General features: G+C 62.4%; 20 protein-coding genes and 1 pseudogene. 16 read left to right on the top strand and 5 right to left on the bottom strand.

Going from position 1 to position 25,293, the window contains the following annotated elements:
• Positions 1–86: 86 nt before the first annotated feature.
• The 13 genes and pseudogenes from BBX50_RS29140 (at position 87) to BBX50_RS02330 (ending at position 17,580) form a co-directional block, all read left to right on the top strand.
• Entirely contained in the window at positions 87–782 is a 696-nt protein-coding gene (locus tag BBX50_RS29140) for a DUF930 domain-containing protein (protein WP_083225821.1), read from the top strand.
• Positions 783–933: 151 nt separating this feature from the next.
• On the top strand, positions 934–2,007 hold the full coding sequence (locus BBX50_RS02275) for a LacI family DNA-binding transcriptional regulator (protein WP_065773696.1): 1,074 nt from the start codon (positions 934–936) through the stop codon (positions 2,005–2,007).
• Positions 2,008–2,026: 19 nt separating this feature from the next.
• Complete coding sequence (locus BBX50_RS02280) at positions 2,027–2,773, top strand: transporter substrate-binding domain-containing protein (RefSeq protein WP_065773697.1); 747 nt, start codon at positions 2,027–2,029, stop codon at positions 2,771–2,773.
• A gap of 81 nt (positions 2,774–2,854) precedes the next feature.
• Positions 2,855–4,510 carry an amino acid ABC transporter permease gene (locus BBX50_RS02285; protein ID WP_065773698.1) on the top strand — a complete coding sequence of 552 codons (1,656 nt, stop codon included), beginning with the start codon at positions 2,855–2,857 and terminating at the stop codon, positions 4,508–4,510.
• Positions 4,491–5,177 (top strand): SDR family oxidoreductase, encoded by a 687-nt coding sequence (locus tag BBX50_RS02290; protein ID WP_065773699.1) that lies wholly within the window; start codon positions 4,491–4,493, stop codon positions 5,175–5,177. Before BBX50_RS02285 ends, BBX50_RS02290 begins: the two co-directional genes overlap by 20 nt.
• 17 nt (positions 5,178–5,194) lie before the next feature.
• Positions 5,195–8,233 (top strand): aminotransferase class III-fold pyridoxal phosphate-dependent enzyme, encoded by a 3,039-nt coding sequence (locus BBX50_RS02295; protein WP_065773700.1) that lies wholly within the window; start codon positions 5,195–5,197, stop codon positions 8,231–8,233.
• 253 nt (positions 8,234–8,486) lie between these two features.
• Positions 8,487–9,663: pseudogene (gene ugpC / locus BBX50_RS02300) on the top strand (sn-glycerol-3-phosphate ABC transporter ATP-binding protein UgpC).
• Complete coding sequence (locus tag BBX50_RS02305; RefSeq protein ID WP_065773702.1) at positions 9,656–10,885, top strand: sugar ABC transporter substrate-binding protein; 1,230 nt, start codon at positions 9,656–9,658, stop codon at positions 10,883–10,885. The pseudogene ugpC and the gene BBX50_RS02305 overlap by 8 nt, the downstream one beginning before the upstream one ends.
• A 23-nt stretch (positions 10,886–10,908) precedes the next feature.
• Positions 10,909–11,862 (top strand): sugar ABC transporter permease, encoded by a 954-nt coding sequence (locus BBX50_RS02310; protein ID WP_244513258.1) that lies wholly within the window; start codon positions 10,909–10,911, stop codon positions 11,860–11,862.
• A complete protein-coding gene (locus tag BBX50_RS02315; protein ID WP_065773704.1) occupies positions 11,855–12,667 on the top strand; it encodes a carbohydrate ABC transporter permease in 813 nt (270 codons plus the stop codon). Before BBX50_RS02310 ends, BBX50_RS02315 begins: the two co-directional genes overlap by 8 nt.
• 4 nt (positions 12,668–12,671) lie before the next feature.
• The gene (locus BBX50_RS02320; RefSeq protein ID WP_065773705.1) at positions 12,672–14,378 is read left to right on the top strand and encodes a trehalase family glycosidase; all 1,707 of its coding nucleotides are present in this window, start codon (positions 12,672–12,674) and stop codon (positions 14,376–14,378) included.
• A gap of 29 nt (positions 14,379–14,407) precedes the next feature.
• Positions 14,408–15,442, top strand: a complete 1,035-nt coding sequence (locus BBX50_RS02325; protein WP_065773706.1) for a LacI family DNA-binding transcriptional regulator — start codon at positions 14,408–14,410, stop codon at positions 15,440–15,442.
• Between the two features lie 125 nt (positions 15,443–15,567).
• Positions 15,568–17,580, top strand: coding sequence for a beta-galactosidase (locus BBX50_RS02330; RefSeq protein WP_065773707.1), 2,013 nt, complete (start codon positions 15,568–15,570; stop codon positions 17,578–17,580).
• Between the two features lie 294 nt (positions 17,581–17,874).
• On the opposite strand, the gene pcaF is transcribed toward BBX50_RS02330, so the two are convergent.
• Genes pcaF through BBX50_RS02345 form a run of 3 tightly spaced genes read right to left on the bottom strand, consistent with a single transcriptional unit; the run spans position 17,875 to position 20,733 of the window.
• On the bottom strand, positions 17,875–19,080 hold the full coding sequence (gene pcaF, locus BBX50_RS02335) for a 3-oxoadipyl-CoA thiolase (RefSeq protein WP_065773708.1): 1,206 nt from the start codon (positions 19,078–19,080) through the stop codon (positions 17,875–17,877).
• Positions 19,080–19,862: a CoA-transferase subunit beta gene (locus BBX50_RS02340; RefSeq protein ID WP_065773709.1), complete on the bottom strand. Its 783-nt coding sequence runs from the start codon at positions 19,860–19,862 to the stop codon at positions 19,080–19,082. The genes pcaF and BBX50_RS02340 overlap by 1 nt, the downstream gene beginning before the upstream one ends.
• 10 nt (positions 19,863–19,872) lie before the next feature.
• Complete coding sequence (locus tag BBX50_RS02345) at positions 19,873–20,733, bottom strand: CoA transferase subunit A (RefSeq protein ID WP_065773710.1); 861 nt, start codon at positions 20,731–20,733, stop codon at positions 19,873–19,875.
• 177 nt (positions 20,734–20,910) lie between these two features.
• Between BBX50_RS02345 and BBX50_RS02350 the strand changes: the two genes are divergently transcribed.
• Positions 20,911–21,666: an IclR family transcriptional regulator gene (locus BBX50_RS02350; protein WP_065773711.1), complete on the top strand. Its 756-nt coding sequence runs from the start codon at positions 20,911–20,913 to the stop codon at positions 21,664–21,666.
• 89 nt (positions 21,667–21,755) lie between these two features.
• Complete coding sequence (locus tag BBX50_RS02355) at positions 21,756–22,418, top strand: sulfite oxidase-like oxidoreductase (RefSeq protein WP_065773712.1); 663 nt, start codon at positions 21,756–21,758, stop codon at positions 22,416–22,418.
• Positions 22,419–22,548: 130 nt separating this feature from the next.
• Here the strand turns inward: BBX50_RS02355 and BBX50_RS02360 are convergent, their stop codons facing one another.
• A complete protein-coding gene (locus BBX50_RS02360) occupies positions 22,549–22,752 on the bottom strand; it encodes a hypothetical protein (RefSeq protein ID WP_065773713.1) in 204 nt (67 codons plus the stop codon).
• Positions 22,753–23,184: 432 nt separating this feature from the next.
• Here BBX50_RS02360 and BBX50_RS02365 point away from each other — a divergent pair, with 432 nt between their 5' ends.
• Entirely contained in the window at positions 23,185–24,102 is a 918-nt protein-coding gene (locus BBX50_RS02365) for a sterol desaturase family protein (protein ID WP_065773714.1), read from the top strand.
• A 23-nt stretch (positions 24,103–24,125) separates the two neighbouring features.
• Here BBX50_RS02365 and BBX50_RS02370 read toward each other — a convergent pair whose 3' ends face one another.
• A complete protein-coding gene (locus BBX50_RS02370; RefSeq protein ID WP_065773715.1) occupies positions 24,126–25,013 on the bottom strand; it encodes a LysR family transcriptional regulator in 888 nt (295 codons plus the stop codon).
• Positions 25,014–25,293 lie beyond the last annotated feature (280 nt).

Below are 25,293 nucleotides of genomic sequence, written 5' to 3' on the forward strand. Positions count from 1 at the left end.
TGCTCCCGGTGGTAGTCTGGTCATGGCCATGGGAGCGCTTTGCAATGGTCCCGATCTGGGGCGTCGCGCATGGGATGATCTGATCGGTGCAAGCAGAGACGCGTCGTCGTAGTGAAACAACGATCGGGCGAAGCCTTGCGCTTGCACTTATCCTACATGCCATTGCGGTCATGGCGCTCTTTCTTCTTCCGCCGCCGGAAAGTCGGGTCCCGGTACCGGATGAAAGCATTTCGGTTCAAATACTGGACATGGCGCCACTTGGTCTTGACGCGGTGAAGCAGCCTACGCCCGGGCTGCGCGACGCCGCGCCAATCGTGGCAACAGGTCCGCAAAAGGCGCCTCCCGAGCAGGCTGTCGCCACGACAGCACTTCCGGACGAACAGCCGACTATAGAAGCGAAGCAGTTCTTTTCTGCGGAGATATTGGCGAACCCACGCAGCAGGCAGGCGCGGGAGGGGCTCTCGCAGCTCGCTCCCGACGAACGGATCGTGCAGCTTTGCAATCTCGAAGCAATGGAACAGGTTCATCGCTGGAGCCCCGGTTTTGCTCCAGACTTCCTTGTCGCCTACGCGATGGCGGATACCAAGCTGGCCGGCCGGAAACTTCGCGCTGACGGTGGCGCCTTTCGCAGTAACGGCCACTGGTACGTCATCAAGTACACCTGCGAGGTCGCGCCGGATGTGGGGAGCGTCGTCGGGTTCGAATTTCGAGCTGGTGACGAAATCCCCGAGAGCGAATGGAGCAAGCATTTCCTTTCGGTTGGAGCCGGCGCATCCCATTGATCCCCGTGTAGCCCAGTGTCCTGACGCCTGGTGAGAGCCGTGGGAGACGCTATCCACTGCGAACAAATAAAAACGTTTTTATTTCTCTTGAAAACGTTTTTATTGGCTGTTACCTCTATGCTCAAGAAGATGCCGACGCCTGGGAGGGTGCATGGCGACTGAGATGCACAGGGCGCGGCGCGCACCGCCGCCGACGATCAAGACCTTGGCCGAGATGACGGGCTATTCGATTGCCACCATCTCGAAGGCGCTACGCGAATCGCCCGTGGTCGCGCCGGCGACCCGCGATCTCATTTTCAAGGCGGCGCGCGAGGTTGGGTATCAGGCCAACGCCCGCGGTATGGCGCTTCGTACCGGCAAGAGCTTTCAGGCCGCCGTCTTGATGCCGGTGACGGCTGCGCGAGATTACGAGTGGGACGGCGTCGAATATACCCAGACGTTAAGCGGTATCAGCCAGGCGCTTGACGGCACGGACTATCGCATGTCCGTACATGTCATCCGCGATGCGGCCGACGGCGCTGAGGCTGCGCGCCGGATCGTCGACCAGGGGCTTGCTGATGGTCTGATTTTCTCCGGTATCCTGGCCGAGGATCCGCGTATCGATCTGCTCGTCGCCGAGCAGTTTCCCTTCGTTTCGATGGGGCGTTGCCGCAAGGATATCGATTATGCCCATGTCGACATCGACAACGAATGGGCGGCGCATGCGGCGACTGCGCGGCTGATTGCCGGCGGTCACAGGCGCATTGCACTCGTCAATCCGGAGCGGCGGCTTTCCTACGCGCTCGACAGGATCGACGGTTTTGCCAGGGCTTTTCGCGAGGCGGGTCTCGATGCGCCGATGGAGTTGATTGCCGAGGGTGATCTCTCCACCCATTTCGGTCGGCAGACCGTGATCGACTTTCTGCAACGCGACGACGCTCCGACCGCCTTCGTCTGCATCAACGAATCCACCACGCTCGGCGTGCTGTCCGGGCTTGGCAGCCTCGGGCGCCAGGTCGGCGTCGATGTCGACGTCATCGCCTATGACGACATCAACGTCAGCGCCTATTTCACCCCGCCGATCACCACCTTCTACCAGCCGATCGAGGTACTCGGTCGCACGCTTGGACAGTTCCTGCTTCGCCGCATGGAAGGGGAGGACCCCGCGGCGCTTCGGCAGGTTTTCAGGCCGACACTGATCGCGCGGCAGCCCGACAATCTCGGCGGCCGCCTGATCCAAAGTTAACCATCCAAGGAGGAGAACCATGAAGAAACTGATGATTGCCCTGGCCGTAGCAGCCCTTGCTTCGAGCGTGTCCCACGCCGCCGATCTCGGCGGCAAACTGCTTAAGGTCGGCTCCGACACGACCTCGCCGCCGATGGAAAGCATCGATCCGGCAACCGGACAGGTTGTTGGCTTCGACGTCGATGTCGTCAACGCCGTCTGCGCCAAGATCAACTGCCAGGCCGAGTTCATCACCACTGGCTGGGACGGTATCTTCGCCGCCCTCGACCAGGGCAGCTTCGACCTCGTCGCGTCGGGCGTCTCGATCACCGAGGAACGCAAGAAAGCGATGGATTTTTCCGATCCCTACATCGTCAACAGCCAGGCGGTGCTGATGCGGGTTGAAGACCAGGGCATCACGCTCGACCGCTTCAAGGATGCGGGCAGAAAGCTCTCGGCCCAGGCAAACACGACCGATGCCCAGGTCGCCGAAAGTGTCGTCGGCAAGGAGAACGTCGCCGCCTATGACACCTTCAGCGCCGCGATCATCGCGCTCAAGAACAAGGACGTCGATGGCGTCGTCATCAACGGCGCCAATGCGGCCGCCTATGAGCGCGAATTCGCCGGTGAGCTCGTCGTCGCCATCAAGGACCTCGAATCCGACCCGCTCGGCCTCGTTTTCCGCAAGGGCGATGAAAATGTCGCTGCCTTCAACGAGGGCCTGAAGATGATCAAGGACGACGGCACGCTCGACCAGCTGATCAACAAGTACTGGGGCCTCAAGTAAGCTCATACTACCGATCGGACCCGGAACGTGCTCGCGCTCCGGGTCCTCCGTCAGTCTAATTCTATGCCCCCGGAGGAATGAATGTCGTTCCTGAGAAGCGTGCGTCCGAGCAATCTGATCATCCTGACCGCGCTGCCCTTCATCATCTATCTCTTCATTTCCTCCGGCGACTATCAGCGCTCGCTGAGGGCAATCCTCGGCGTCGAAAACGGCTCGTCGGCCTTCGTGCCGGGCTTCCTGGCGCTGGCGATCGCGTTCGCGTCGGGCATCGCCGTGCTCGTGTTCTCGCGCGCGAAAGCGCCGCGGCCGCGCCTGGCGAACATTGCAGCCGTGCTCAATCTTGTCGCGGCCGCCGTGCTCGTCATCGGCCATAACATCCACCCGTTCATCGCTTCTGTGGTGGCGAACGGAGTCGATCCGTTCAAGTCGACGCTGATCGTCAAGGGCGTGACGCCGCGGCAGCTGACCGAGGCGGCCGACCTGATGGTGCGCGGTGTCGAAGGCTGGCTGTTCCCCGCCTATTTCGCTTTAACCCTGGTGGGGCTTGGCCTTCATTTCCTGAGCAGTCGTTTCGGCGAACCGTCCGGTGAACGGGCAAGACGTGTCGCCCGCTGGGTCCTCGGCCTTGTCAACGGCGCCGGTCTCGTCTTCATTTTCTTCTTTGCCCATATCGCCTTTGCCGCAGGCGTTGCGACCACCATTCGCGCGGCGATCGCCGCTTATATCCTCGCGGCGCTGATGGGCCTCGTCTGGGTCGGGTTGCTGCAACTGCATTCGACGGTCAGGACCAGCCTCTATTTCGCCATTGCCACGCTGGTACTGGCTCTTGCCGCCGGCTGGTTCCTGCTGCAACCACGCGATACCTATGTGCTGGCCGGTACGCTCGAGGGCAAGGTCGGGATCGTCACCAATACGCCGGCGGGCCTCATCAGCGCCGTGCGCTTCGGCCAGTACGATGGCGCGCCGCAGACGGAAACGCCTGTGCGCACCTTCGTCGGGCCGACGGAGGCGTTGGCATCGATCGCCAAGGGCGAGGGCGTCTCGGCAGCGCTGCTGCCGGCCGCGTCCGCGCCGGCCGATATGCCGGTACTCTGGAAGACCGAGGCGCTCAACGATCGCGATCGCGCCGCCGGCGTCACCGTCGCCGTGCTCGCCATCATCCTCGGTCTCTTGACCTTCGGTGGCTACCTGCATCAGCGCCATCCTCTGGCGATCGGATCGGAATTCATCGTCGACACGATCCGCGGTATTCCGATGCTGGTCATCGTTCTCTATGTCGGCCTGCCCTTGAGCGGGGCGCTCAAGGACGCGACGCAAGGCGTGCTCGATCCGCCGAACCTGATGCGCGGCATCGTCGCCATGGCGCTTGCCTATTCGGCCTATCTCGCCGAAATCTTCCGCTCGGGCATCAATGCCATTCCGGTCGGTCAGGTCGAGGCGGCGCGCAGCATCGGCCTCAATCGCTGGCAGACGGCGCGTCTAGTCGTCCTGCCGCAGGCCTTCCGCATCATTATTCCGCCGCTCGGCAACGAACTGATCGCGATCCTGAAAGACACGTCGCTCTTGTCGATCCTGTCGATCCGCGACATCACCCAGCGCATGCGCGAGTTCCAGTCGGCAAGCTTCCTGCCGTTCGCACCCTATAACTCGGCGGCGATCTTCTACATCTTCCTGACGCTTGCAGCCGCAAGCCTCGTCAACATGATCGAGCGGAAATATGACATCAAGCACCGCTAGGCGATCGACGGTCCTGATCACAGGGGCCTCCCGCGGGCTTGGCGCCGAACTGGCGCGGATCTACGACGGGGACGGCTGGCGTGTCATCGCCTGCGCGCGGGTCCCGCACGCAGGCGCGTCGGACCGGCTGGCGCTCGACGTTGCCGATCCCGCTTCGATCGATGCTCTGGGGCAAGCGCTCCAGGGCGTGGCGATCGACGTGCTGATCAACAATGCGGCTGTGCGCGGCGATACCGGCGGCCTCGCAACGCTTAAGGCCGGCGACTTCCTCGACGTGATACGGGTCAACACGCTGGCGCCGCTTCTGCTGACGCGGGCGCTGCTGGCCAATTTAAGGGCCGGCGAGCGCCGGGTGGTCGCCAATATCAGCAGCCGTGCCGGCTCGCTTGCTGAGGGCACGCTCGACGATGATGACGGCGACTATGCCTACCGCTGTTCGAAGGCGGCGCTGAACATGGCGACGGTCAAGCTCGCCCAGGATCTGAAGGGAGATGGGATCTCCGTGCTCTCATTGCATCCCGGCTGGGTGCAGACGGATATGGGCGGCAGCGAGGCGGTCGTTTCTGTCGCCGACAGTGCGGCCGGGCTGAAAGCGATCATCGACAGGGCAGATTTGGCCGCTAGCGGCAGTTTCCGCGCCTATGACGGGCGACGGGTTTCGTGGTGACAGGACGGGCAGAGACAATGGCAGAGCATGATTTGAAGATCGAACGGGAACTGGCAACGATCCGGGCGTGGCTGCGCGACAGCTATGGGATCGAGGCACGCCTCTCGCCACTGCCGGGCGAACATGACCTCAATTACCGGGTCTCGGCCGCCGACGGCCAAGAGTATCTGCTGAAGCTGCATGCCGCCGGCGATGCCGACGAGCTCGGCATGCAGATGGCGGTGCTCGAACACATGGCCGCCAAGGCATCGGATCTGCCGGTCTCGCGGGCGTTGCGCGATCGCTCCGGCGCCGTCAGCAGCCAGATCGAACTTCGCGGACCTCGGACGGCAAGGCTTCTCTCCTGGCTGCCCGGCGACACCTGGGCAAAAGCGCCGGTACGCAGCGCCACCAGTGCCGAAAGCCTCGGCCGTCTGCTGGCCGGTCTCGATCGCAACTTGGAGGATTTTTCCCATGCCGGCGCCAAGCGCCTCTATGCCTGGGATATCGGCCGAGCCGACATGCACCGCAAACACGTGGAACTGATTGACGGCGCCGATAAGCGGGTGACGGTCGACACGATCCTCGATCATTTCACTTCGACGGTCCTGCCGCGCCTAACGACCTGCCCGATGCAGGTCATTCACAACGACGCCAACGACTACAATGTACTGCTCGACGAGGCAGGTCAGGTCAGTGGTCTGCTCGATTTCGGCGACATGGTCGAGACCTGGCGGGTGATCGAGGTCGCTGTCGCCTCGGCCTATGCGCTGATCGGATCCGCCGATCCCGTCGGGACCATCGCCGCGCTTGCCGGAGCCTATCATCAGGTAAACCCGCTGAATGAAACCGAAATCGAACTGGTCTTCGATCTGGTGCTCACGCGTTACGCCGTCAGCATGTGCATGGCGGCCAAGCAGATCCGCGACAATCCTGACAATACCTACCTGCTTGTCAGCCAGGAGGATGTCTGGCGGGAACTGAAGAGACTCCAGAGCGAGAACCGGACGATCGCGATCGCCCGTATCCGCGATGCCTGCGGCCTCGCGCCGATCCCGCATGCCGCCGCCGTCGTGCGCTGGCTCGAAAAGAGCGCGCATGATTTTGCGCCGATCGTGCGGCCAGAAGCTGCCAAGCCAAAGGTCGCAGTCTTCGACTTCTCCGCTTCCGGGCCGGAAGCGGCGCAATGGGCAAGACTCGACGCTGCGGAAGCTGAAGCCCGCATCGCGGCGCAGATCGGCAGCGAGCACGCCGCCTTCGGCATCGGCCTCTATGGTGAGGATCGAGGGATTTACCAGGGCGACGCCTATGAGACGGCGGTGGAAGGTGCGCGGCGCTCGGTGCACCTCGGCGTCGATATCTTCGCGCCGGCTGGGGAGCCGGTTTCGGCGCCCTTTGCCGGCAAGGTCGCCTTCATCCACGACGATGCCGTTCCCTACGGGTTCGGCCCGACGGTGCTCTTAGAACATGAGATCGCAGATGGCCTCCGCTTCTGGACGCTCTATGGTCACCTCTCCCGCGACAGCATCGCCAGGCTCTCCAAGGGGCAGGCGATCGCCAAGGGCGAGGTCTTTGCCGCCTTCGGCGCGGCCGCAGAAAACGGCAACTGGGCGCCGCATCTGCATTTCCAGATCGTTACCGATCACCTCGGCCTTGGTGGGCAGATGCATGGGGTCGGCGTGCGCGACCAGTGGCAGGTGTGGCGCGAGGTGAGCCCGGACCCGAGCGTTGTGCTAGGTCTCTCGGTTCCGGTCTCGGTGATCGTTCCGCGCGACAAGGAATTCCTGGTGCGCGAGCGCCACCGCCGTATCGGTCGGTCGCTGAGCATCGCCTATAGCTCAGCACCGTTGAAGATCGTCGGTGGCGAGGGCGCGCATCTGATCGACGAGGAGGGGACGCGCTGGCTCGACATGGTCAACAATGTCTGCCACGTCGGCCATTGCCACCCCCGCGTCGTCAAGGCGGCGCAGGCGCAGATGCAGCGGCTCAACACCAATTCACGCTACCTGCACGATTCGCTGGTCGAATATTCGCGGCGGCTCGCCGCGCTGTTCCCGGATACGCTCAACGTCTGCTTCTTCGTCAATTCCGGCAGCGAGGCCAACGACCTCGCCATCCGGCTGGCGCGTGCCCATACCGGCAACCGCGATGTCATCACGGTCGACCATGCCTATCATGGCCATCTTTCGAGCCTCATCGACGTCAGCCCCTATAAGTTCGCCGGCAAGGGCGGGGAAGGGCGGCAGGCACATGTGAAGGTCGCCGAGATGCCTGACCTCTACCGCGGGCGCTACCGCTACGGTGATGAGCATGCGGGAACGAAGTATGCCGAGGACGTGCGCAACCAGGTTGCGGCCCTTGCCGCCGACGGCCGCCGTCCGGCGCTGTTCTTCAGCGAGGGCATTCTCGGCACCGGCGGGCAACTGTCACTGCCAGAAGGTTATCTGCGCGAAGCCTATGCGCATGTGCGCGCCGCAGGCGGCCTTTGCCTTGCCGACGAGGTGCAGGTCGGCTTCGGTCGCGTCGGCAGCCACATGTGGGCGCACGAGTTGCAGGGTGTGGTGCCTGACATCGTCACCATGGGCAAGCCGATTGGCAACGGCCACCCGATGGCGGCCGTCGTCACCACGGAAGCCATCGCCGCCTCGTTTGCCAACGGCATGGAGTATTTCAACACTTTCGGCGGCAACCCGGTTTCGGCCGAAATTGGCCTTGCGGTGCTCGACGTCATTCGCGACGAGCGGCTGATGAACCATTGCCGTGTCGTCGGCGACCGGCTGATGGACGGCGCCCGGGCACTTGCGAGCAAATATGCGATCATCGGCGATGTCAGAGGCCATGGCCTCTTCAACGGCATCGAACTGGTGCGCGACCGCGACACGCTGGAGCCGGCAGCCCGCGAGCTTGATTTCATCATCGCCGAGATGAAGCGCAAGCACCGGATTCTGCTGAGCAGCGAGGGGTCGCACCACAATGTTCTGAAGGTGAAGCCGCCGGCACCCTTCAGTGCTGAGGATTGCGACTATTTCCTCAACGCGCTCGACGAGACGCTCGGGCGTCTGGATCATTTGAGATGACGCAATTCCTGACGGAATGCCGCTTCACACATTTCCTGAGACTGCTCTAACCCGCTGACAAGAAACACCAAAACGGCCGCCTTCGGGTGGCCGTTTTGCTGTTGGCCACGAACTTCAACAGCAAAGTCGGATCGACGCGATTTTTCCCTTTACAAGAAAGTTAAACGTTTTTATCGTGCATATAAACGTTTAACTAAGCGCAAGGCTTGTGCCATTGGCCTCCGCTAAGCGCTCCGCCGGCAGGGAGGGCCCGTTGGCAGCGATCCGCATCGACAATTTGCGCAAAGGCTTTGGTTCGCTCGAAGTCTTGAAGGGTATCAACCTCGATATCGCCGATGGCGAGTTCGTCTGCTTCCTCGGCCCGTCGGGCTGCGGCAAGAGCACGCTGCTGCGCTCGATCGCCGGGCTTGAGGATCTCGACGGTGGCTCGATCCGCCTCGGCGAGCGCGACATCACCGAGGTGGCGTCGGCCAAACGCGACATCGCCATGGTCTTCCAGAACTATGCGCTCTACCCGCACATGAATGTGCGCAAGAACCTGTCCTTCGGCCTGGCGCTCAACGGCATGAAGCGTGACGAGATCGATCGCCGCGTCGACAACGCCGCCGACATCCTGCGCATCAAGGAATTGCTGGCCCGCAAGCCGCGCCAGCTTTCCGGCGGCCAGCGCCAGCGCGTGGCGATCGGTCGTGCGATCGTGCGCGAGCCGAAGCTTTTCCTGCTCGACGAGCCGCTGTCGAACCTCGATGCGGGGCTGCGCGTCACCATGCGCGTCGAGCTTGCAGCGCTGCATGAGCGTCTCGGCGTGACGATGATCTATGTGACCCATGACCAGGTGGAGGCGATGACGCTGTCCGATCGCGTCGTGGTGCTCGACAAGGGTAAGGTCAGCCAGTTCGGCACGCCGCTCGAACTCTTCTATCAACCCGCAAACCTGTTCGTCGCCGGCTTCATCGGTTCGCCGCGCATGAACTTCGTCACGACCGAAGTGACAGGGCAGGTTGACACGTCAGTGACGCTCAATGGCGGCGGTCTTGCCCATCCGCTGACGCTCGAGATGCAGTCTGCAGCGCCGGTCGCCAAGCCCAAGTCGGTGACACTCGGCATTCGCCCGGACAAGATCGAGCTGGTTTCCGCCGAGGAAGGCCATCTCGTCGGCGACGTGCGCCTGGTCGAGCGGCTCGGCACCGAAAGCCACGTCCATATCAGCCTTGAGAACGGCGGCGACATGACCGCCGTCGTGCGCGGCACGCATCCGGTTTCGGCTCGCGAGCGCGTGCATCTGCGCTTGGCCGCCGAGCATTGCCATCTGTTCGATGGCGACGGTCAGGCGGTCGCGCGCCGGCTCGATGTCGAGACCCAGGCGCTCATCAATCAGGAAAAGGCAAAGCGGGTCGCGTAACCCGAAGGAGGAGGAGAAGCATGCTTAACAGGAAGTCGATCATCGGCTCGCTGCTGGTTCTGGCGATCGCCGGAACCGCCACGGCCCGCGCGGAAGAGACCTTGCGTTTTGCGACCTGGGACACGGACGAGAGCCTGGCGATCCAGCAGGAAATCGCCAAGAAGTTCGAGGAGAAGCACCCGGGCGTGAAGGTTCAGGTGGAACCCTATGCGGATGGCTACGATCAGAAGCTGATCGCCGCCTTCGGCGCCGGTAACCCGCCTGACGTCATGTATATGTGGAACTTCCCGCAATACTACACGTCGCTGAAGCCGCTCGACGATCTGATCGCCAAGGATGCGGCCGAGATCAAGCCGGACGATTTCCCGAAGGGCCTGATGAACACGGTTCGCGTCGAGGGCAAGACCTACGGCATGCCGTCGGGCTTCACCACGCAGGTGGTCTTCTACAACAAGGACATGTTCGCCAAGGCCGGCGTCGAGGAGCCGAAGGACGGCTGGACCTGGGACGACCTGCGCGCCAAGGCGGCGAAGTTCCGCGACGAGCCGAACAAAGTCTATGGCTTCGCCGTCGATGCCAAGCCCGACCCTTACGACTTCGAGCAATTCCTCTGGTCGAATGGCACCAAGTACATCTCCGACGACGGCAAAAAGATCGACGGCTACATGAACAGCGATGCGGCAGCGCAAGTGCTCGATATGTTCGGCGACATGGCCAAGAAACAGGAAGCGATCACGCTCAATCTCGGCGACGACACGTCGGGCAGCACGCTCTTTAAGGGTGGCAAGATCGCAATGTTCCAGAGCGCCATGTGGTCGAAGTCCGGTATCGATGCGTCCGGTATCAAGTATGGCGTGGCGCCGCTGCCGAAGTTCGGCGACAAGACCGCCCATTCCGCACTCGGCGTCTCGGCGATCTCGATCGCCAAGGATGCGGCCCATCCTGATCTCGCCTGGGAATTCGTCAAGTTCTTCTCCTCGCCGGAAGCTGTCGTCATGCGCGTCAACGACCTGCCGGTGCGCACCAGCGTCGCGGAGGAAAAGGGCATGACCAAGGACCCGATCTACAAGCCCTTCTTCGACATTCTCGTCACCTCCAACACCGAGACCCACGCGTTCCTGAAGAACGCCAACTGGAGCAAGGTCCAGGACAATCTCGCCCGCGCCATTGAGGCGACGATGATCGACCAGGGCAATGCCAAGCAGCATCTCGACGATGCGGTCGCCCGCTCGAAGCGGCTGGTCAAGTAGGACAAGGAGCCTGGGAGATGGACATGACCTATGCAACAGCGGCGGCGCCGACCGTGGCAAAACGCAAGCGCTCGGCGTTTGCGCGCCACATCGTGGCCTATCTGTTCATCTCCCCGTGGATCCTCGGGTTCCTGTTCTTCACGCTCGGGCCCCTCGTCTTCTCGCTGACGATGAGCTTCTACGACTGGCCTGTCGTCGGCGAGCGCACTTTCGTCGGCCTCGACAACTACCGCTCCATGCTCTTCGAGGATCAGCAGTTCTGGGAGAGCCTCTGGATCACGGTGAAGTTCGCGGCGATCTACGTGCCGTTCAACATCGTCATGTCGTTCCTGCTGGCGCTCATGCTGCACCATATCCGCTTTGCCAGCGGCTTCTTCCGCACCGCCTTCTACCTGCCGAGCGTCATTTCCGGTGTCGCGCTTGTGACGATCTGGAGCTGGATCTACAGCAGGGAATACGGCCTTCTGAATTTCATGCTGTCCTTCGTCGGCATCGACGGGCCGAACTGGCTCGGCGATCCCAACCTTGCGATCATCGCCATCATCATTGCCAGCCTCTGGGGGCTCGGTGGCACCATGCTGATCCTCTTGACCGGCCTCAAGGCGATCCCGAAGGAACTCTATGAGGCGGCGACCGTCTCGGGCGTTCCCGGCTGGGCGCAGATGGTGTTCATCACCCTTCCGATGCTCGGGCCGATGCTGCTCTTCACCTTCATTACCTCGATCATCTCCGCCTTCCAGCAACTGACGATCGCGCTGCTTTTGACCAAGGGCGGACCGCTCGGCTCCACCTATTTCTTCGCCATGTACATCTACGACAACGCCTTCAAGTATTTCGACATGGGTTATGCCGCCGCCGGCTCCTGGGTGATGTTCATCATCGTGCTGCTGCTCAGCCTCGGCGTGATGCGCTGGTCGGCTGCCTGGGTCTATTACGAAGGCGAAGTCCGCCAGAACGATGGAGACGGCCATGCGTAAGACGCTGCTCTATTCCGCGCTCATCCTGCTCTCGGCGCTGTTTATCGCGCCGTTCTACTGGACCTTCATGACGGCGATCAAAAGCACCGCCGAACTCTACCAGTTCCCGCCGGTCTTCTGGCCGTCCGAATGGCATTGGGAGAATTTTGCCGCCGCCTGGAACAAGCAGCCCTTCGGCACCTATCTCACCAACTCGCTGATCGTTGTGGTGCTGTCGACGATCGGCCAGTTGATCTCAAGCTCGCTCGTCGCCTACGGCTTCGCCCGCTTCCGCTTTCCCGGCCGCGATCCCCTGTTCATTCTGCTGCTCGCCACCATGATGATCCCGTGGGACGTGAAGATGATCCCGCTCTACATGGAGTTCAACCTGCTCGGCTGGATCAACACGCTGAAGCCCTTGATCGTGCCGGCCTATTTCGCCGATGCCTTCTTCGTCTTCCTTCTTCGCCAATACATCATGACCGTGCCTGTCGAAATCGACGAGGCGGCGCGCATGGACGGCGCCAACGCCTTCGACATCTATTGGCGCATCCATCTGCCACTGATGATGCCGGCGCTGGTGCTGGTCGGCACCTTCCATTTCATGAACGCCTGGAACGACTATCTCGGTCCGCTGATCTTTCTCAACGACCAGTCGAAATACACACTCACGCTCGGCCTCTCGATGTTCAAGGGCCTGCACGAGGTGGACGTGACCTCGATCGCCGCGATCACCGTGATCCTCTGCCTGCCGCCGCTCGCGCTGTTCTTCGTCGCCCAGCGCTACATCATGGATGGCGCGGTCGGTTCGTCGGTGAAGGGATAACGGCATGCTGTTCGATATCGACACAGTCCCCTTCAGCCGCAGGGGCCGGTTCCTGACGCTCTCGACGATGCGTGTTCCGGGTCGCGATGGCGAGCGGGCGCTTTATCTCCGTCATGTCGCCGGCGGCGACGAGCGGCCGTCACTCGGCCGCCTCTGCCGTGTCGAATTTCTCGATGCGGCTGGCGAGACCGTGACGCCCGTGTTCGTGCTCTCCCCGGAGCGGCTCGACGCCCGCGTCGGCGAAGGCGAGGTCACCTTCGTCATCGGTGAGGGTGAACGCCTGCATGTTGTCGGCAAGAGGGCCGGCGTGCGCTTCCATCTCGAAGGCTCCCGCTATGACTATGTCTATCGCACGCCCAACGGCGAGGATTGCCTGGTGGCCGCGGTTGAGAACGTGAAGTTCATCCCACGGGCAATCACAGGTGATCTTAAGATCACGGGCGCCTGGCAGCGCGATCACTCGGAAGACGTTTCCTTTGCCTTCTCGGGCGCGGATGCCTTCGAGGGCAATGTCGATTTCTTCCGCACCGTGCCGCCTGCCGCTCAACCCGGCGATTTCGCCGAGGCCCTTTCGGGTGCGACGGACGAATTCGCCGAGTGGTACGCGCGCGTTCCGAGGGGCGTTACCGGCCAGAACGAAGCGCATCGGCTGGCAAGCTATCTGCTCTGGGCGAACGGCGTGCCCGCTGGCGGCACTCTGACGCGGCCGGCGATCTACATGTCCAAGAACCACATGATTAACATCTGGAGCTGGGACAACGCCTTTTCCGCCCTCGGCGTTGCCTCTGTCGATCAGGAGCTTGCCTTCGACCAGTTGGCAGTGATCTTCGATCATCAGGATGCGTCCGGCTTGCTGCCGGACTATATCAACGACCGCGACGTGCTCTTCGCCTTCACCAAGCCGCCGGTGCACGGCTGGGCAGTGTCGCTGATTGCGGCTGCCGACCCATCCTTCCTGACGGGCGAGCGCAAGTCCTACCTGCGTGACGCGATCGGCAAGCAGGTCGACTATTGGCTGACTTATGGCCGTACGGATGCGACGAGCCTGCCGTCCTATTTCCACGGCAACGACAGCGGCTGGGACAATGCCACCTTCTTTGCCGAGGGCGGGCCGGTGATTTCGCCGGACTTGCCGGTCTTCCTGATCCTTGCCTGCGAGACGCTGGCGACGCTGCTGGAAGATGATGTGGAACGTCAGACGATGTGGCGGCAGAAGGCTGACGACCTGCAGGCGTTGTTGTTTGAACGGCTGTGGACTGGCGAAACCTTCGGCGCGCGGCTTGCTGCAGATCCGGAGCGGGTTCTGCCTGGAAACAATCTCATCCAGTTCATGCCGCTGTTGCTGGGTGCACGCCTGGCACCCGACATGCGCGAAAAGCTCGTTGCCAGGCTTCTGGCCGGCGGCTTCATCACCGCATGGGGCCCAGCGACCGAAAGCCCGCAGAGTTCCTTCTACGAGGACGACGGCTACTGGCGTGGGCCCATCTGGGCGCCGACCACGCTTCTCCTCTGGGATGGTCTGCGCCGGCAAGGGAAGATTGAACTTGCGCATGAGGTCGCGGAAAAGTTCTGTTCACTTGCCAGCAAAAGCGGTATGGCCGAAAACTTCGATGCGCGGTCGGGGAGGGGCCTTCGCGATCGCGCATTCGCCTGGACATCCGCAGTCTATCTTCAGCTGGCGGCATCGCTCAGCCGACCCAAATCATCGTGATCTAGCAACCCGTGACGAACTGAGACGCCATGCAGAGACCGACGATCAAGACCATCGCGCAGGAGACAGGGCTTTCCATCGCCACCGTTTCCAAGGCCCTGAAGCATTCGCCTCAGGTTCGCCCGGAAACGCGCGCGATCGTGATCGAAGCGGCGACACGCGTCGGCTATGAACTCAACATGCATGGCGTGCAGTTGCGCACCGGCAAGACCTATCAGGTCGCCGCGATCATGACCGCGCCGGGGCCGAAGCAGAACGAGTGGGAAGGCGTCGAATACGCCCAGCTTTTGAGCGGTATTTCCTGGGCGCTCGAAGACAGTCCCTATCGCGTCTCGCTCTATGCCGTCCGCAACTTCGAGGAAAGCCAGGCGGTCATCAAGCAGATCGTTTCTCTGAAGAAGGCCGACGGCATCATCATCTCGGGCACGCGCGCCGACGACCCGCGCATCCGCACCATGCAGGCGGCGGACTTCCCGTTCGTGACCTACGGCACCAGCATCCACAATGCACCGCACGCCTATGTGGATGCCGACAACGAACAGATGATCCGGGTGTCGATGGCGCGTCTGGTCGAGCGCGGCCATCGCCGCATCGCGCTGCTCAACCCGCTCTCGGATCTGAGCTACGGCATCACCCGGCTCGAAGCCTACAAACACGCTCTCGAAGTCGCGGGCCTTTCCTTTGATCCGGCACTTGTCGCCCATGGCCGGCTGACGCCGGCCTTCGGCCGCGAGAATGTGCTGACCATGTCCGAGCTCGCCAACGCACCGACAGCCTATATCTGCGCCAATGAAGCTTCGGCGCTCGGCGCCTTCTCCGGCTTCCACGAACGTGGACTGGTGCATGGGCGCGACGCCGTGATCAATGCGACTGACGATCTCAACGTCAGCCAGTATTTCGCGCCGCCGATCACCACCTATTACCTGCCGATCAGCGAGCCGAGCAGCTTGCTCGGTGCCTATATCCTCAGGCGCATGGAGGGCGAGCCGCCGGAAGCGCTGCAGACGCTGCTGATGCCTGATCTGATCGAGCGCTGCGACGACCGCTTGAACCCGAACCGTTGACGACTTTTTCGCCCGAGCAGGGCGCTTTCATGCTCTTGAATATAAACGTTTATATTTAAGGGCGCGCATTACAAGACCTGAGGCTGGACCCAACCGGCCGAATGACATGACGAAGGACCGGACCCGTGCACATGCCCCTGACGAGATCGAACCGCTTCAACGCCAAAGAGCAGCAGACCGACATGCTGGAACTCGGCGTCTGCTACTATCCGGAGCAGTGGCCGCGCGAAAAATGGGAAGAGGACGCCCGCCGCATGGTCGAGCTCGGCCTTGCCTGGGTGCGCATCGGCGAATTCGCCTGGGCGAAGATCGAGCCGCGGTCTGGCGAGTTCCATTGGGAATGGCTGGACGACGCGATCGAGGTGCTTGGCAAGGCCGGCCTCAAGGTGATCTTGGGAACGCCGACCGCGGCACCACCGAAGTGGCTGATCGACCGTTATCCGGATATCCTGCCCGTCGACGTCAACGGCGTTGTGCGCAAGTTCGGCGCCCGTCGCCACTACTGCTTCTCCAGCCGCCGCTACCGCATTGAGGCTGCGCGGATCTCGGAAGCCATGGCCGAGCGCTACGGCAGAAACGCCTTCGTGCACGCCTGGCAGACCGACAACGAATATGGCGACCACGACACGATCTACAGCTATTCCGACGAAGCGCTGTGCGCTTTCCGCGAATGGCTGGCGGACCGCTACGGCACGGTCGAGGAACTGAACCGCGCCTGGGGCACGGCCTTCTGGGCGATGAACTACCTGACGTTCGACGAAGTCGAGCTTCCGAACAATCTGGTGGAAGAACCGAGCCCGACCCATATCGTCGACTACATCCGCTTCTCCTCCGACCAGGTGAAGAGCTTCAACAAGGCGCAGGTCGACATCATCCGCAAGCACTCACCGGGCCGCCCGGTGACGCACAACTTCATGTCGCAGAACACCGACTTCGATCACTACAAGGTCGGCGAAGACATCGATATCGCCTCCTGGGACGTCTATCCGATGGGTGGACTGCTCAACGGCCGTCTCTCGTCGGAAGACAAGGGTCGCTACCTCCGCGTCGGTGACCCCGACCAGCCGGCCTTCAACCACGATCTCTACCGCGCCGTCGGCAACGGCCGCGTCTGGGTGATGGAACAGCAGCCGGGCCCGGTGAACTGGGCTTCGCACAACCAGTCGCCGGCAGACGGCATGGTCCGGCTCTGGACTTGGCTCGCCTATGCCCACGGCGTCGACATGGTCTCCTATTTCCGCTGGCGTCAGGTGCCGTTTGCGCAGGAGCAGTTCCATGCGGGTCTGCTCTTGCCGAACAGCGAGGCTGACCAGGGCTATCTCGAAGTCGCGCAGGTCGCCGAGGAGATGAAGCGCCTGCCGAAGGGCGAGCGCCGCGCGAAGGCCAAGGTTGCGATCGTGCTCGACTACAATTCGCGCTGGGCGACCCGTGCGCTGCCACAGGGCCGCACCTATCTGGCGTCGCAGATCGCGCTCGACTGGTATTCGACCGTTGCCCGCTTCGGCGTTGACGTCGACATCATCGGCCAGCACTCGGATCTCGACGGCTACCAATTGGTGCTGGCGCCTGACTTGGTCATCCCGGATCAGGCCTTCGTCGGAAAGCTTGCGGCCTCGAGCGCCAAGGTTCTGTTCGGACCGCGCAGCGGCAGCAAGACCGAGGACATGCACATTCCCGAGGGCCTGCCGCCGGGCCCGCTCGCCTCGCTGATCGATGTCAGCGTCGCCCGCGTCGAGTCGCTGCCGGAGTTTCACGCCGAAAGCGTGCTCTACGGCAACGAAACCTATCCGGCCGGCGTGTGGCGCGAAACGGTCAGGACCAGCGAAACCGTGCTTGCGACCTTCGAGGGCGATTACCGCAATGGTGCTCCGGCGCTCGTCGGTAATGACAAGGCGCGCTATATGGCAACTGGCGCCCGCGGCGAACTCCTGAACAAGATCATCGGTGACGCGCTCGGCTGGGCCTCGGTCGAGGCGCTGGCCGATCTCGGCGATCTGCGCATCACCCGCCGCGGCAAGCTCACCTTCGCGTTCAACTACGGCAAGGCTGCCGTCGAGGTGCCGGCAGCCGCCGGTGCGACCTTCCATGTCGGTGACCGCAAGCTCGGGCCTGTCGACGTGGCGATCTGGTCGGAGTAGCGCAGGGTCGATAAAGTGGCCGCTCCAAACGCTGACAACGGTATTTGGCGAAAGAGGTCCCCCAATCTCCCTCATCCTCGCCCTTGTGGCGGGGATCCAGCGACCCGACGTCTGTCGGGTCATGAGACCTTTCAGCCCAAGGACTTTGGGCTGACTGGATTCCTGTGACAAGCACAGGAATGACGGAGGTCTTGGTGATGCCCAGCCTCCTTCAGCACGGTTATCAGCCGTCGCACGCAAAAAGCCCGGTCTTTGAGAAGCCGGGCCCTTGCTTTCCGCGGACTCTCGCGTCGGTCAGACCCGTTCCAGCGCCACGGCGATGCCCTGGCCGACGCCGATGCACATGGTCGAGAGCGAATAGCGTCCACCGGTCTCGCGCAGTTCGAGTGCTGCAGTGCCGGTGATGCGGGCGCCGGACATGCCGAGCGGATGGCCGAGCGCGATCGCGCCGCCGTTGCGATTGACGCGCGGGTCGTCGTCGGCGATGCCGAGATTACGCAAGGTGGCGAGCCCCTGCGAGGCGAAGGCTTCATTGAGTTCGATGACGTCGAACTGTGCCTGCGTGAGTCCGAGACGAGCCATTAGCTTCTTCGAGGCCGGTGCCGGGCCGAAGCCCATGATGCGCGGCGGCACACCGGCGGTCGCACCGCCAAGGATCCGCGCAATCGGCCGCAAACCATATTTCTTTGCGGCCGCTTCCGAGGCGATGATCAGCGCGGTCGCGCCGTCGTTGACGCCGGAGGCGTTACCGGCCGTCACTGTGCCGCCTTCCTTCTTGAAAGGCGTGCCAAGCTTGGCAAGCGCCTCCATGGTGGTTGCGCGCGGATGCTCGTCGCGATCGACGATAACAGGTTCGCCCTTGCGCTGCGGGATCGTCACCGAAACGATCTCCTTCGCCAGCCGGCCATTGGCTTGGGCGGCTGCCGCCTTCGCCTGGCTGCGGACAGCAAAGGCATCCTGGTCCTCGCGGCTCACATGGAAGTCCGCGGCGACATGCTCGCCGGTCTCCGGCATGGAATCGACACCGTACTGCTTCTTCATGATCGGGTTGACGAAACGCCAGCCGATCGTCGTGTCGTAGATCTCGGCGTTGCGCGAAAACGCGGTGTCGGCCTTCGGCATCACGAAGGGTGCGCGCGACATGCTCTCGACGCCACCCGCAATCATCAGTTCGGCTTCGCCGGATTTGATTGCCCGGGCGGCGGTGATGACGGCATCCATGCCGGAGCCGCAGAGCCGGTTGATCGTCGTGCCTGTCACGCCGACCGGCAGGCCGGCCAAGAGCAGCGACATGCGCGCGACGTTGCGGTTGTCCTCTCCCGCCTGGTTGGCGCAGCCGAAGATGACGTCATCGACCGCGTCCCAGTCGACTTCGGCATTGCGCTCGATCAACGCCTTGAGCGGGATCGCGCCGAGGTCATCGGCCCGGACCGAGGAGAGCGAGCCGCCGAAACGGCCGATCGGGGTGCGCACATAGTCGCAGATAAAAGCCTCGGCCATTATGCAACCTCCTTGTCGCCCTGGTGCGCCTTCTTGGTGCGGGCATTGATGTCGCGCAGGGTCGCAAGTTCCAGCTCGGTCGGCACAGGTGTTTCGATCACCTGTTCGGCGAACCTGATCGCCCAGCCGCAGTTCTCGACGATCTGCTCGCGCGTCACGCCTTGGTGGATTGAAACGACCGTCAGTTCCTTGGTTTCCGGATCCGGCTCCAGGATGCAGAGATCGGTGATGACGCGGGTCGGCCCCTTGGTCTTCATGCCCAAGCGTTCGCGGTGGTTGCCGCCTTTGCCATGGCCCATGGAGGTGATGAACGGCAGCTTTTCGACGAAGCCGCGCTTCGACAATGCCATGGTGATGAAGATCCGGCCGCAATTGGAGGCGATCTCCGGTGCGCCGCCGCCGCCGGGCAGCCGCACCTTCGGATGATCGTACGGACCGACGACCGTGGTATTGAGATTGGCGAACCTGTCGATCTGCGCGCCGCCGAGGAAGCCGGTGGTGATGCGCCCGCCCTGCAGCCAGTAGCGAAACATCTCAGGCACGGAGACGGTGAAGAGGGCAGTGTCGCAGAGCTCGCCGTCGCCGATCGAGAGCGGCAGCACATCCGGCTTGGTTCCGACCGTGCCGCTTTCGTAGATCAGCGTGATATCCGGCGCATGCGTCAGCCGGGCGACGTTGCAGGCGGCAGACGGCGCGCCAATGCCGACGAAGCAGACGTCGTCGTTGGAAAGCGCCCGGGCTGCGGCGATCGTCATCATCTCGGTGGGGGTGAAGTCGCTCATCCTATCCTCCTCAGGCCGCTTTTGCCGCTCGGCTACCGGCATGCTTGGCGAAGTCATCCGGCTTGGCGTCGAGTACGTTTTCCTTGATCCAGGCGCTGAAGCTATCGCGGTCGCGGGCGATCTCATCCCAGCCGATGTAGAAGGCGTTGGAGCGCGGGTAGTAGCCATGCGCGTAGGATGGGAAGGCGCCACCGGGAACATGGGCGACGGATGTGACGGCCCAGCTCGGCAGCACAAGCGAGTTGGGCGATGGCGGCCTCAGCTCGTCGACGATCTCCTCGACCGTGACGATCGAACGCTTGGCAGCGAGAACCGCTTCCTTCTGCACGCCGACGATGCCTTCGATCAGGACATTGCCCTGCCGGTCGGCGCGTTGCGCGTGAATGATCGTCACATCCGGGCGGATTGCCGGCACCGCGGCGAGCACCTCGCCGGTAAAGGGGCAGGTCACCGACTTGATGTTGGGGTTCACCTTCGGCAGGTCGGCGCCGATGTAACCGCGCAGTGTCGCAAACGGCAGGTTGGCGGCACCCGCCTCATAGGCGTTGGCCATCGCCGCATGGGAATGTTCCTCGATTTCGAGCGGGCGCGGCCACTGGTTTTCGACCGCATCGCGGAAGCGGTGCAGCGAGCCGACGCCCGGATTGCCGCCCCAGGAGAACTTCATGCCACGCGCCGCCCCCACGCCGATCAGCTGGTCGTAGAGAATGTCGGGCGTCATGCGCACGAGATAGAGATCCTTGCGGCCCTGGCGGATGACCTCATGGCCCGCGGCATAGGGGATCAGATGGGTGAAGCCTTCCATGGCGACGGTGTCGCCATCCCTGACATTGTCGCCGACGGCCTCGGCGAGCGAAACGATCTTCGCCATGTTTCCTCTCTTCGTCTGCTGTTTGTTGGCGCCTGCGGCCTGACGGGCGGCGGGGCGGCTTGCTCTTCCGCATGCCAATAAGCGCCGATCGGAGAGACGGGTCAAATATTTTGTGCGGTATTTGACTTTTGTTCGTATATCGCACAAAATTGTTCGGATAGATTTGCGGAGGCGGCGATGCGAGAGACCGATTTCGTCAGTGGATTTGCGAGAGGGCTGACGGTGATCGAAGCCTTCGACGAAACGCGTCCGAAGCTGTCGATTGCCGAGGCATCGAAGATCACCGGGCTCGACCGGGCGACGGTCAGGCGCTCCCTTCTGACGCTTTCCGAGCTTGGTTACGCCGACTACGATGGCAAATTCTTCGCGTTGACACCGAAGATCCTGAGGCTCGGCCACGCCTATCTCTCGGCCACGCCGTTGCCGACGATCATCCAGCCCTATCTCGACCAGCTTTCGGAACGCGCCGGCCAAAGCGCGTCAGCCTCGGTGCTCGACGGCACAGAAATCGTCTACATCGCTCGCGCCTCGCAAAAACGGGTGATGTCGATCAACCTGACGACCGGCTCGCGTCTGCCAGCCTATTGCGCCTCCATGGGGCGGGTGTGGCTGGCGGCGTTGCCGGAACAGGAGGCCCGCGCGATCCTGGCGCGATCGAACCTGAAGGCGAACACGCCCTATACGAAAACCGACCCGGATGACCTGGTTGCCGAGTTCCGCCGCGTGCGCGACCAGGGCTATGCGCTCATCGATCAGGAACTGGAGCTTGGCCTCTGTTCGATTGCCGTTCCGCTCGAAAACGACCGCGGCCGGATCGTCGCGGCGCTCAACATCGGCGCTCCGGCGGCCCATGTGGCGGCCGCAGATATGGTGGCGCGCTATCTGCCGCTGCTCAAGGAAACGCAAGCCGCCTTGCGTCAGGTCCTGAGATAGCAACTTCTTGCTCCAGCGCTTGACGTTCTGGATCGGCGCCCTTCTTATTTTCGCTTGGCGAGTGAATTCGGGCTGGGGAGTAGAGCATCATGACCGACGACACGCATCCGCCGGAAATCAAGCTGACGACGACGAAGCGGCGCTGGGCCGCTGACGGCAAGTTTCTCACGGGGAAGATAACCCGGCCCGAAGAAGAACGCCTGCCGCCCGGACAGCATCTGGTCAAGGACTGGCCGGTGCTCGACCTCGGCCAGCAGCCGGTGGTCCGTACGGAGACTTGGCGGCTCGATATCACCGGCCACATTGAGCATCCCTTGTCGCTCGACTGGACGGCCTTTAAGGCGCTGCCGCAAAGCGACCGTCTTTCCGACATGCATTGCGTCACCACATGGTCGCGCTACGACAACCGCTGGCAGGGGGTCGCGACCCGCGACCTGCTCGATCAAGTGATGCCGAAGCCTGAGGCGAGCCATGTGATGCTGACAAGCTATGACGGCTATAGCACCAATATGCCGCTTGCTGATTTCGCCTCCGAGGATGCGATCCTGGCGACCGACTGGGAAGGGCAGCCGATCAGTCGCACTCACGGCGGTCCGATGCGCCTCGTCGTTCCGCACCTTTATCTCTGGAAGAGCGCCAAGTGGTTGACGCGCATCGATTTTCGCGTTGGCGACATGCGCGGTTTCTGGGAGCGGAACGGTTACCACATGCGCGGTGATCCCTGGCGCGAAGAGCGCTATTCGGGCGACTGACCGCTGTTTCTCCGCCGAGCGGTACGTGTGCGTCCAGGTCAATGCTCCGGTGGCGCCAGCAACGATTGCAGGCCCGCCAACTGGTAACGCCAAAGAGCGCGACAGCGGACTGAATGGATGGTCCGTCGTGTTACGCGTGAAGCGTATCGGCGATGATGTCGACCGTTCGGGCGAATGTGCTTTCCAGCATCAAGCGCATCACGGGTGAAAGGGCCTCTTCGCTGCGTGTATCGACCACCATTCGCAAGGCAAGCCGAACCATTTCACCGATCATCAGGCCTCTGACATCGGCATAGCGCGTGCCTTCGGCGCCATGATCAATGGGTGGTTGCATCTGCGCCTGTCTGATTGCATCCTCCGGTCTCCTGCAATGCTTGTGCAACCCATCTTTCGCAAAAGTCGTCGCAACGTTTCAAACAAGGACGTTGTCGATGAGACTGGCTGTTTTGCCGATGTGGCTGTTGCTGTTTGGTGTGGCTCCGGGTGATGCCGATGAGCAAGGATTGTGGATTGCGGACACACCGCAGCGGAGCGTGCAGCCACTGTACGATCCCTGTCGTGATGGGCGGATAAGTGAAGGAACGCCGCGTACATGTGCCGAGATCCGGCACATGTACCGGCACGGCAGATGGGACGAATGGGCCGAGCAAGGCTATCGCCTGGATGCCTGCTCCGATGGGCGGGTCAGCGATGGACGCGCCCGAACGTGCCGAGAATTGCTGGAGTGGATGGAGCGTCGTTGATGGTATTTGAGCACAGAAGCGCCATGTCGAGGAACGGAAGCCTGCTGAAGCAGATGCTTCGCTACCTGTCCTGGCCGCTTGTGTTTTTCTCCGGGCTTCTGGGCTCTTCTTTCGCGTTTGCGAGCGGGCATCCGATGAGCGTCTTCGCGGCCGTCTATGCTGCGGCCGTGTTCGTGCTGTTTGTCCTTGAGCGCTACATTCCCTACGAGAGAAGCTGGCTTCTATCCGACGGCGAGACCGCGAACGATATCGGGCATACCCTTGCGACAAAGGGATTGCTGCAATTGGCGGGCCTCATCGCTGCGGTTTTCCCCATGTACGCCGCCAACATTCTGCAGCCGCTCGCCGCCTTGAAGTTCGGTCTCTGGCCTTCGGAATGGCCGATGACGGTGCAGGTCGCGCTGGCGGTGGTGATTGCCGAATTCGGCCTGTACTGGTCGCACCGCATCGCCCATGAAAAGCTGTTCTTCTGGCGCTTTCATGCGCTGCACCACAGTGTCGTCCGGCTCTGGGTCATCAACACCGGCCGCTTCCACGTTGCCGATTCCCTGTTCAAGATCGTGATGAGCCAGATTCCGCTCTATTGCCTTGGCGCACCGCTGGAGGTTTTCTGGTGGCTTGGGGCGGTCACTGCCTTCATGGGCATCCTCACCCATTGCAATGTCGATATGCGCACCGGCCTCTTCGACTTCGTCTTCAGCACGCCGAGGCTCCACCGCTGGCATCATTCGAAGGATCTTCGGGAAGGCAACATGAATTACGGCGAGAATGTCGTGGTCTGGGATCTGGTGTTCGGCACCTACTACAATCCCAATCGCCCTTCCTCTACGGATATCGGCATCAAGGGCGAGATAGCGAAGGGGTTCGTGGGGCAACTGGCACAACCCTTCACCAAGAAGGGGATCCGCGAGATCCTTGGTCGCTCAAAGGGAAGCTCGTGATTTCGGCGCGCTTCGGGCGACCTTTACGCGTCGGCCTGTCCCCATTGGGAAAGCCAGGTCGAAAAACTCTCCGGAGCGCTCGTCGGCCCGCGTTTACCGATCTCATAGGCGCCGACGGTGGGCGAAATCGAGGAACAAAGCGCAATCAACTGACCGCTTCGCAATTCCCTTTCGATGAAGGCTGGGTTTGCCTGGGCGATGCCGAGGCCGGAGATGCAGGCGTCAATTGCCGCTTCGTCGGTATCGAAGGCGATGCTGCCGCCTTTCGGCTCAAAGCTGATACCGCCTGTCTCGCACCAACGGCACCACGACCAGGCATCCGCCGTATCGAGAAGGATCGGCAGCGCCAGGACCTCGCACGCATCGAGCTCCCTCTGCGATCGCGAAAAGAAGCGCGGTGAGCAGACTGCAAGCGTCCTGTCGATGAGAAAGGCTGAAGCAAAATCGTCGGCATCGACGCCCCTGCGATAGGTGATCCTGACGTTCGCGGTCTCGCCGGTGCCTAACGCCAGCGACTGGATGACAAGGTCTTCGCTCGGGTGCTCCTGCCGGTAGGATCCGATCCGCGGGATCAACCATCGCCGCGCCATGGTGATCGGTGCCTGGATGACAAGGCGGGAGCGCTCGGGCGCGACGGCGCGTGTACCGGTTTCAAGCGTGGCGAGTGCACCATTCACATGCGTGAGGAATTGCCGCCCGGCGGCCGTGAGCGTAATGGCGTTGTGGGTACGGTGAAAAAGCGCCGTTCCAAGTGCGTCCTCGAGCGTCTTGATCTGGCGGCTGACCGCCCCCGGCGTCAGGTGCATCTCCGTTGCTGCGAGCGTCAGGCTGCCGGTGCGGGCGGCGGCTGAAAAGGCTGGCAGGACGCTCAGTGGCGGAAGCTTGAACCGTTTGGCTTGCGATTTTTTCATGCCGGCATGAGAACCTTTCGCTTGCAAATAACTTGACCATAAATATCAACAATCCTCCGTAATGGAAGGCGAAATGACCGGCTGGGGAGGGATTTGTTGGTGTCGATCGCAAGCATTCACGGCCCGGCACCCGAAGGGGCGGAGGGCTACGTTGCCGGTTGCCCGCATGCGTCCGGCGCATGCAAGCCGACCTTGGCCCACCGGGATCCCTCCGGCCGCTCGTCCAAGGCTTCGCCATCCAGAACATCCAGCCCCGTCACGCTCAAAGGAGCCCCCATGC

Source organism: Ensifer sp. LC11 (assembly GCF_001695835.1).
In the GTDB taxonomy this organism is placed as follows: domain Bacteria; phylum Pseudomonadota; class Alphaproteobacteria; order Rhizobiales; family Rhizobiaceae; genus Ensifer.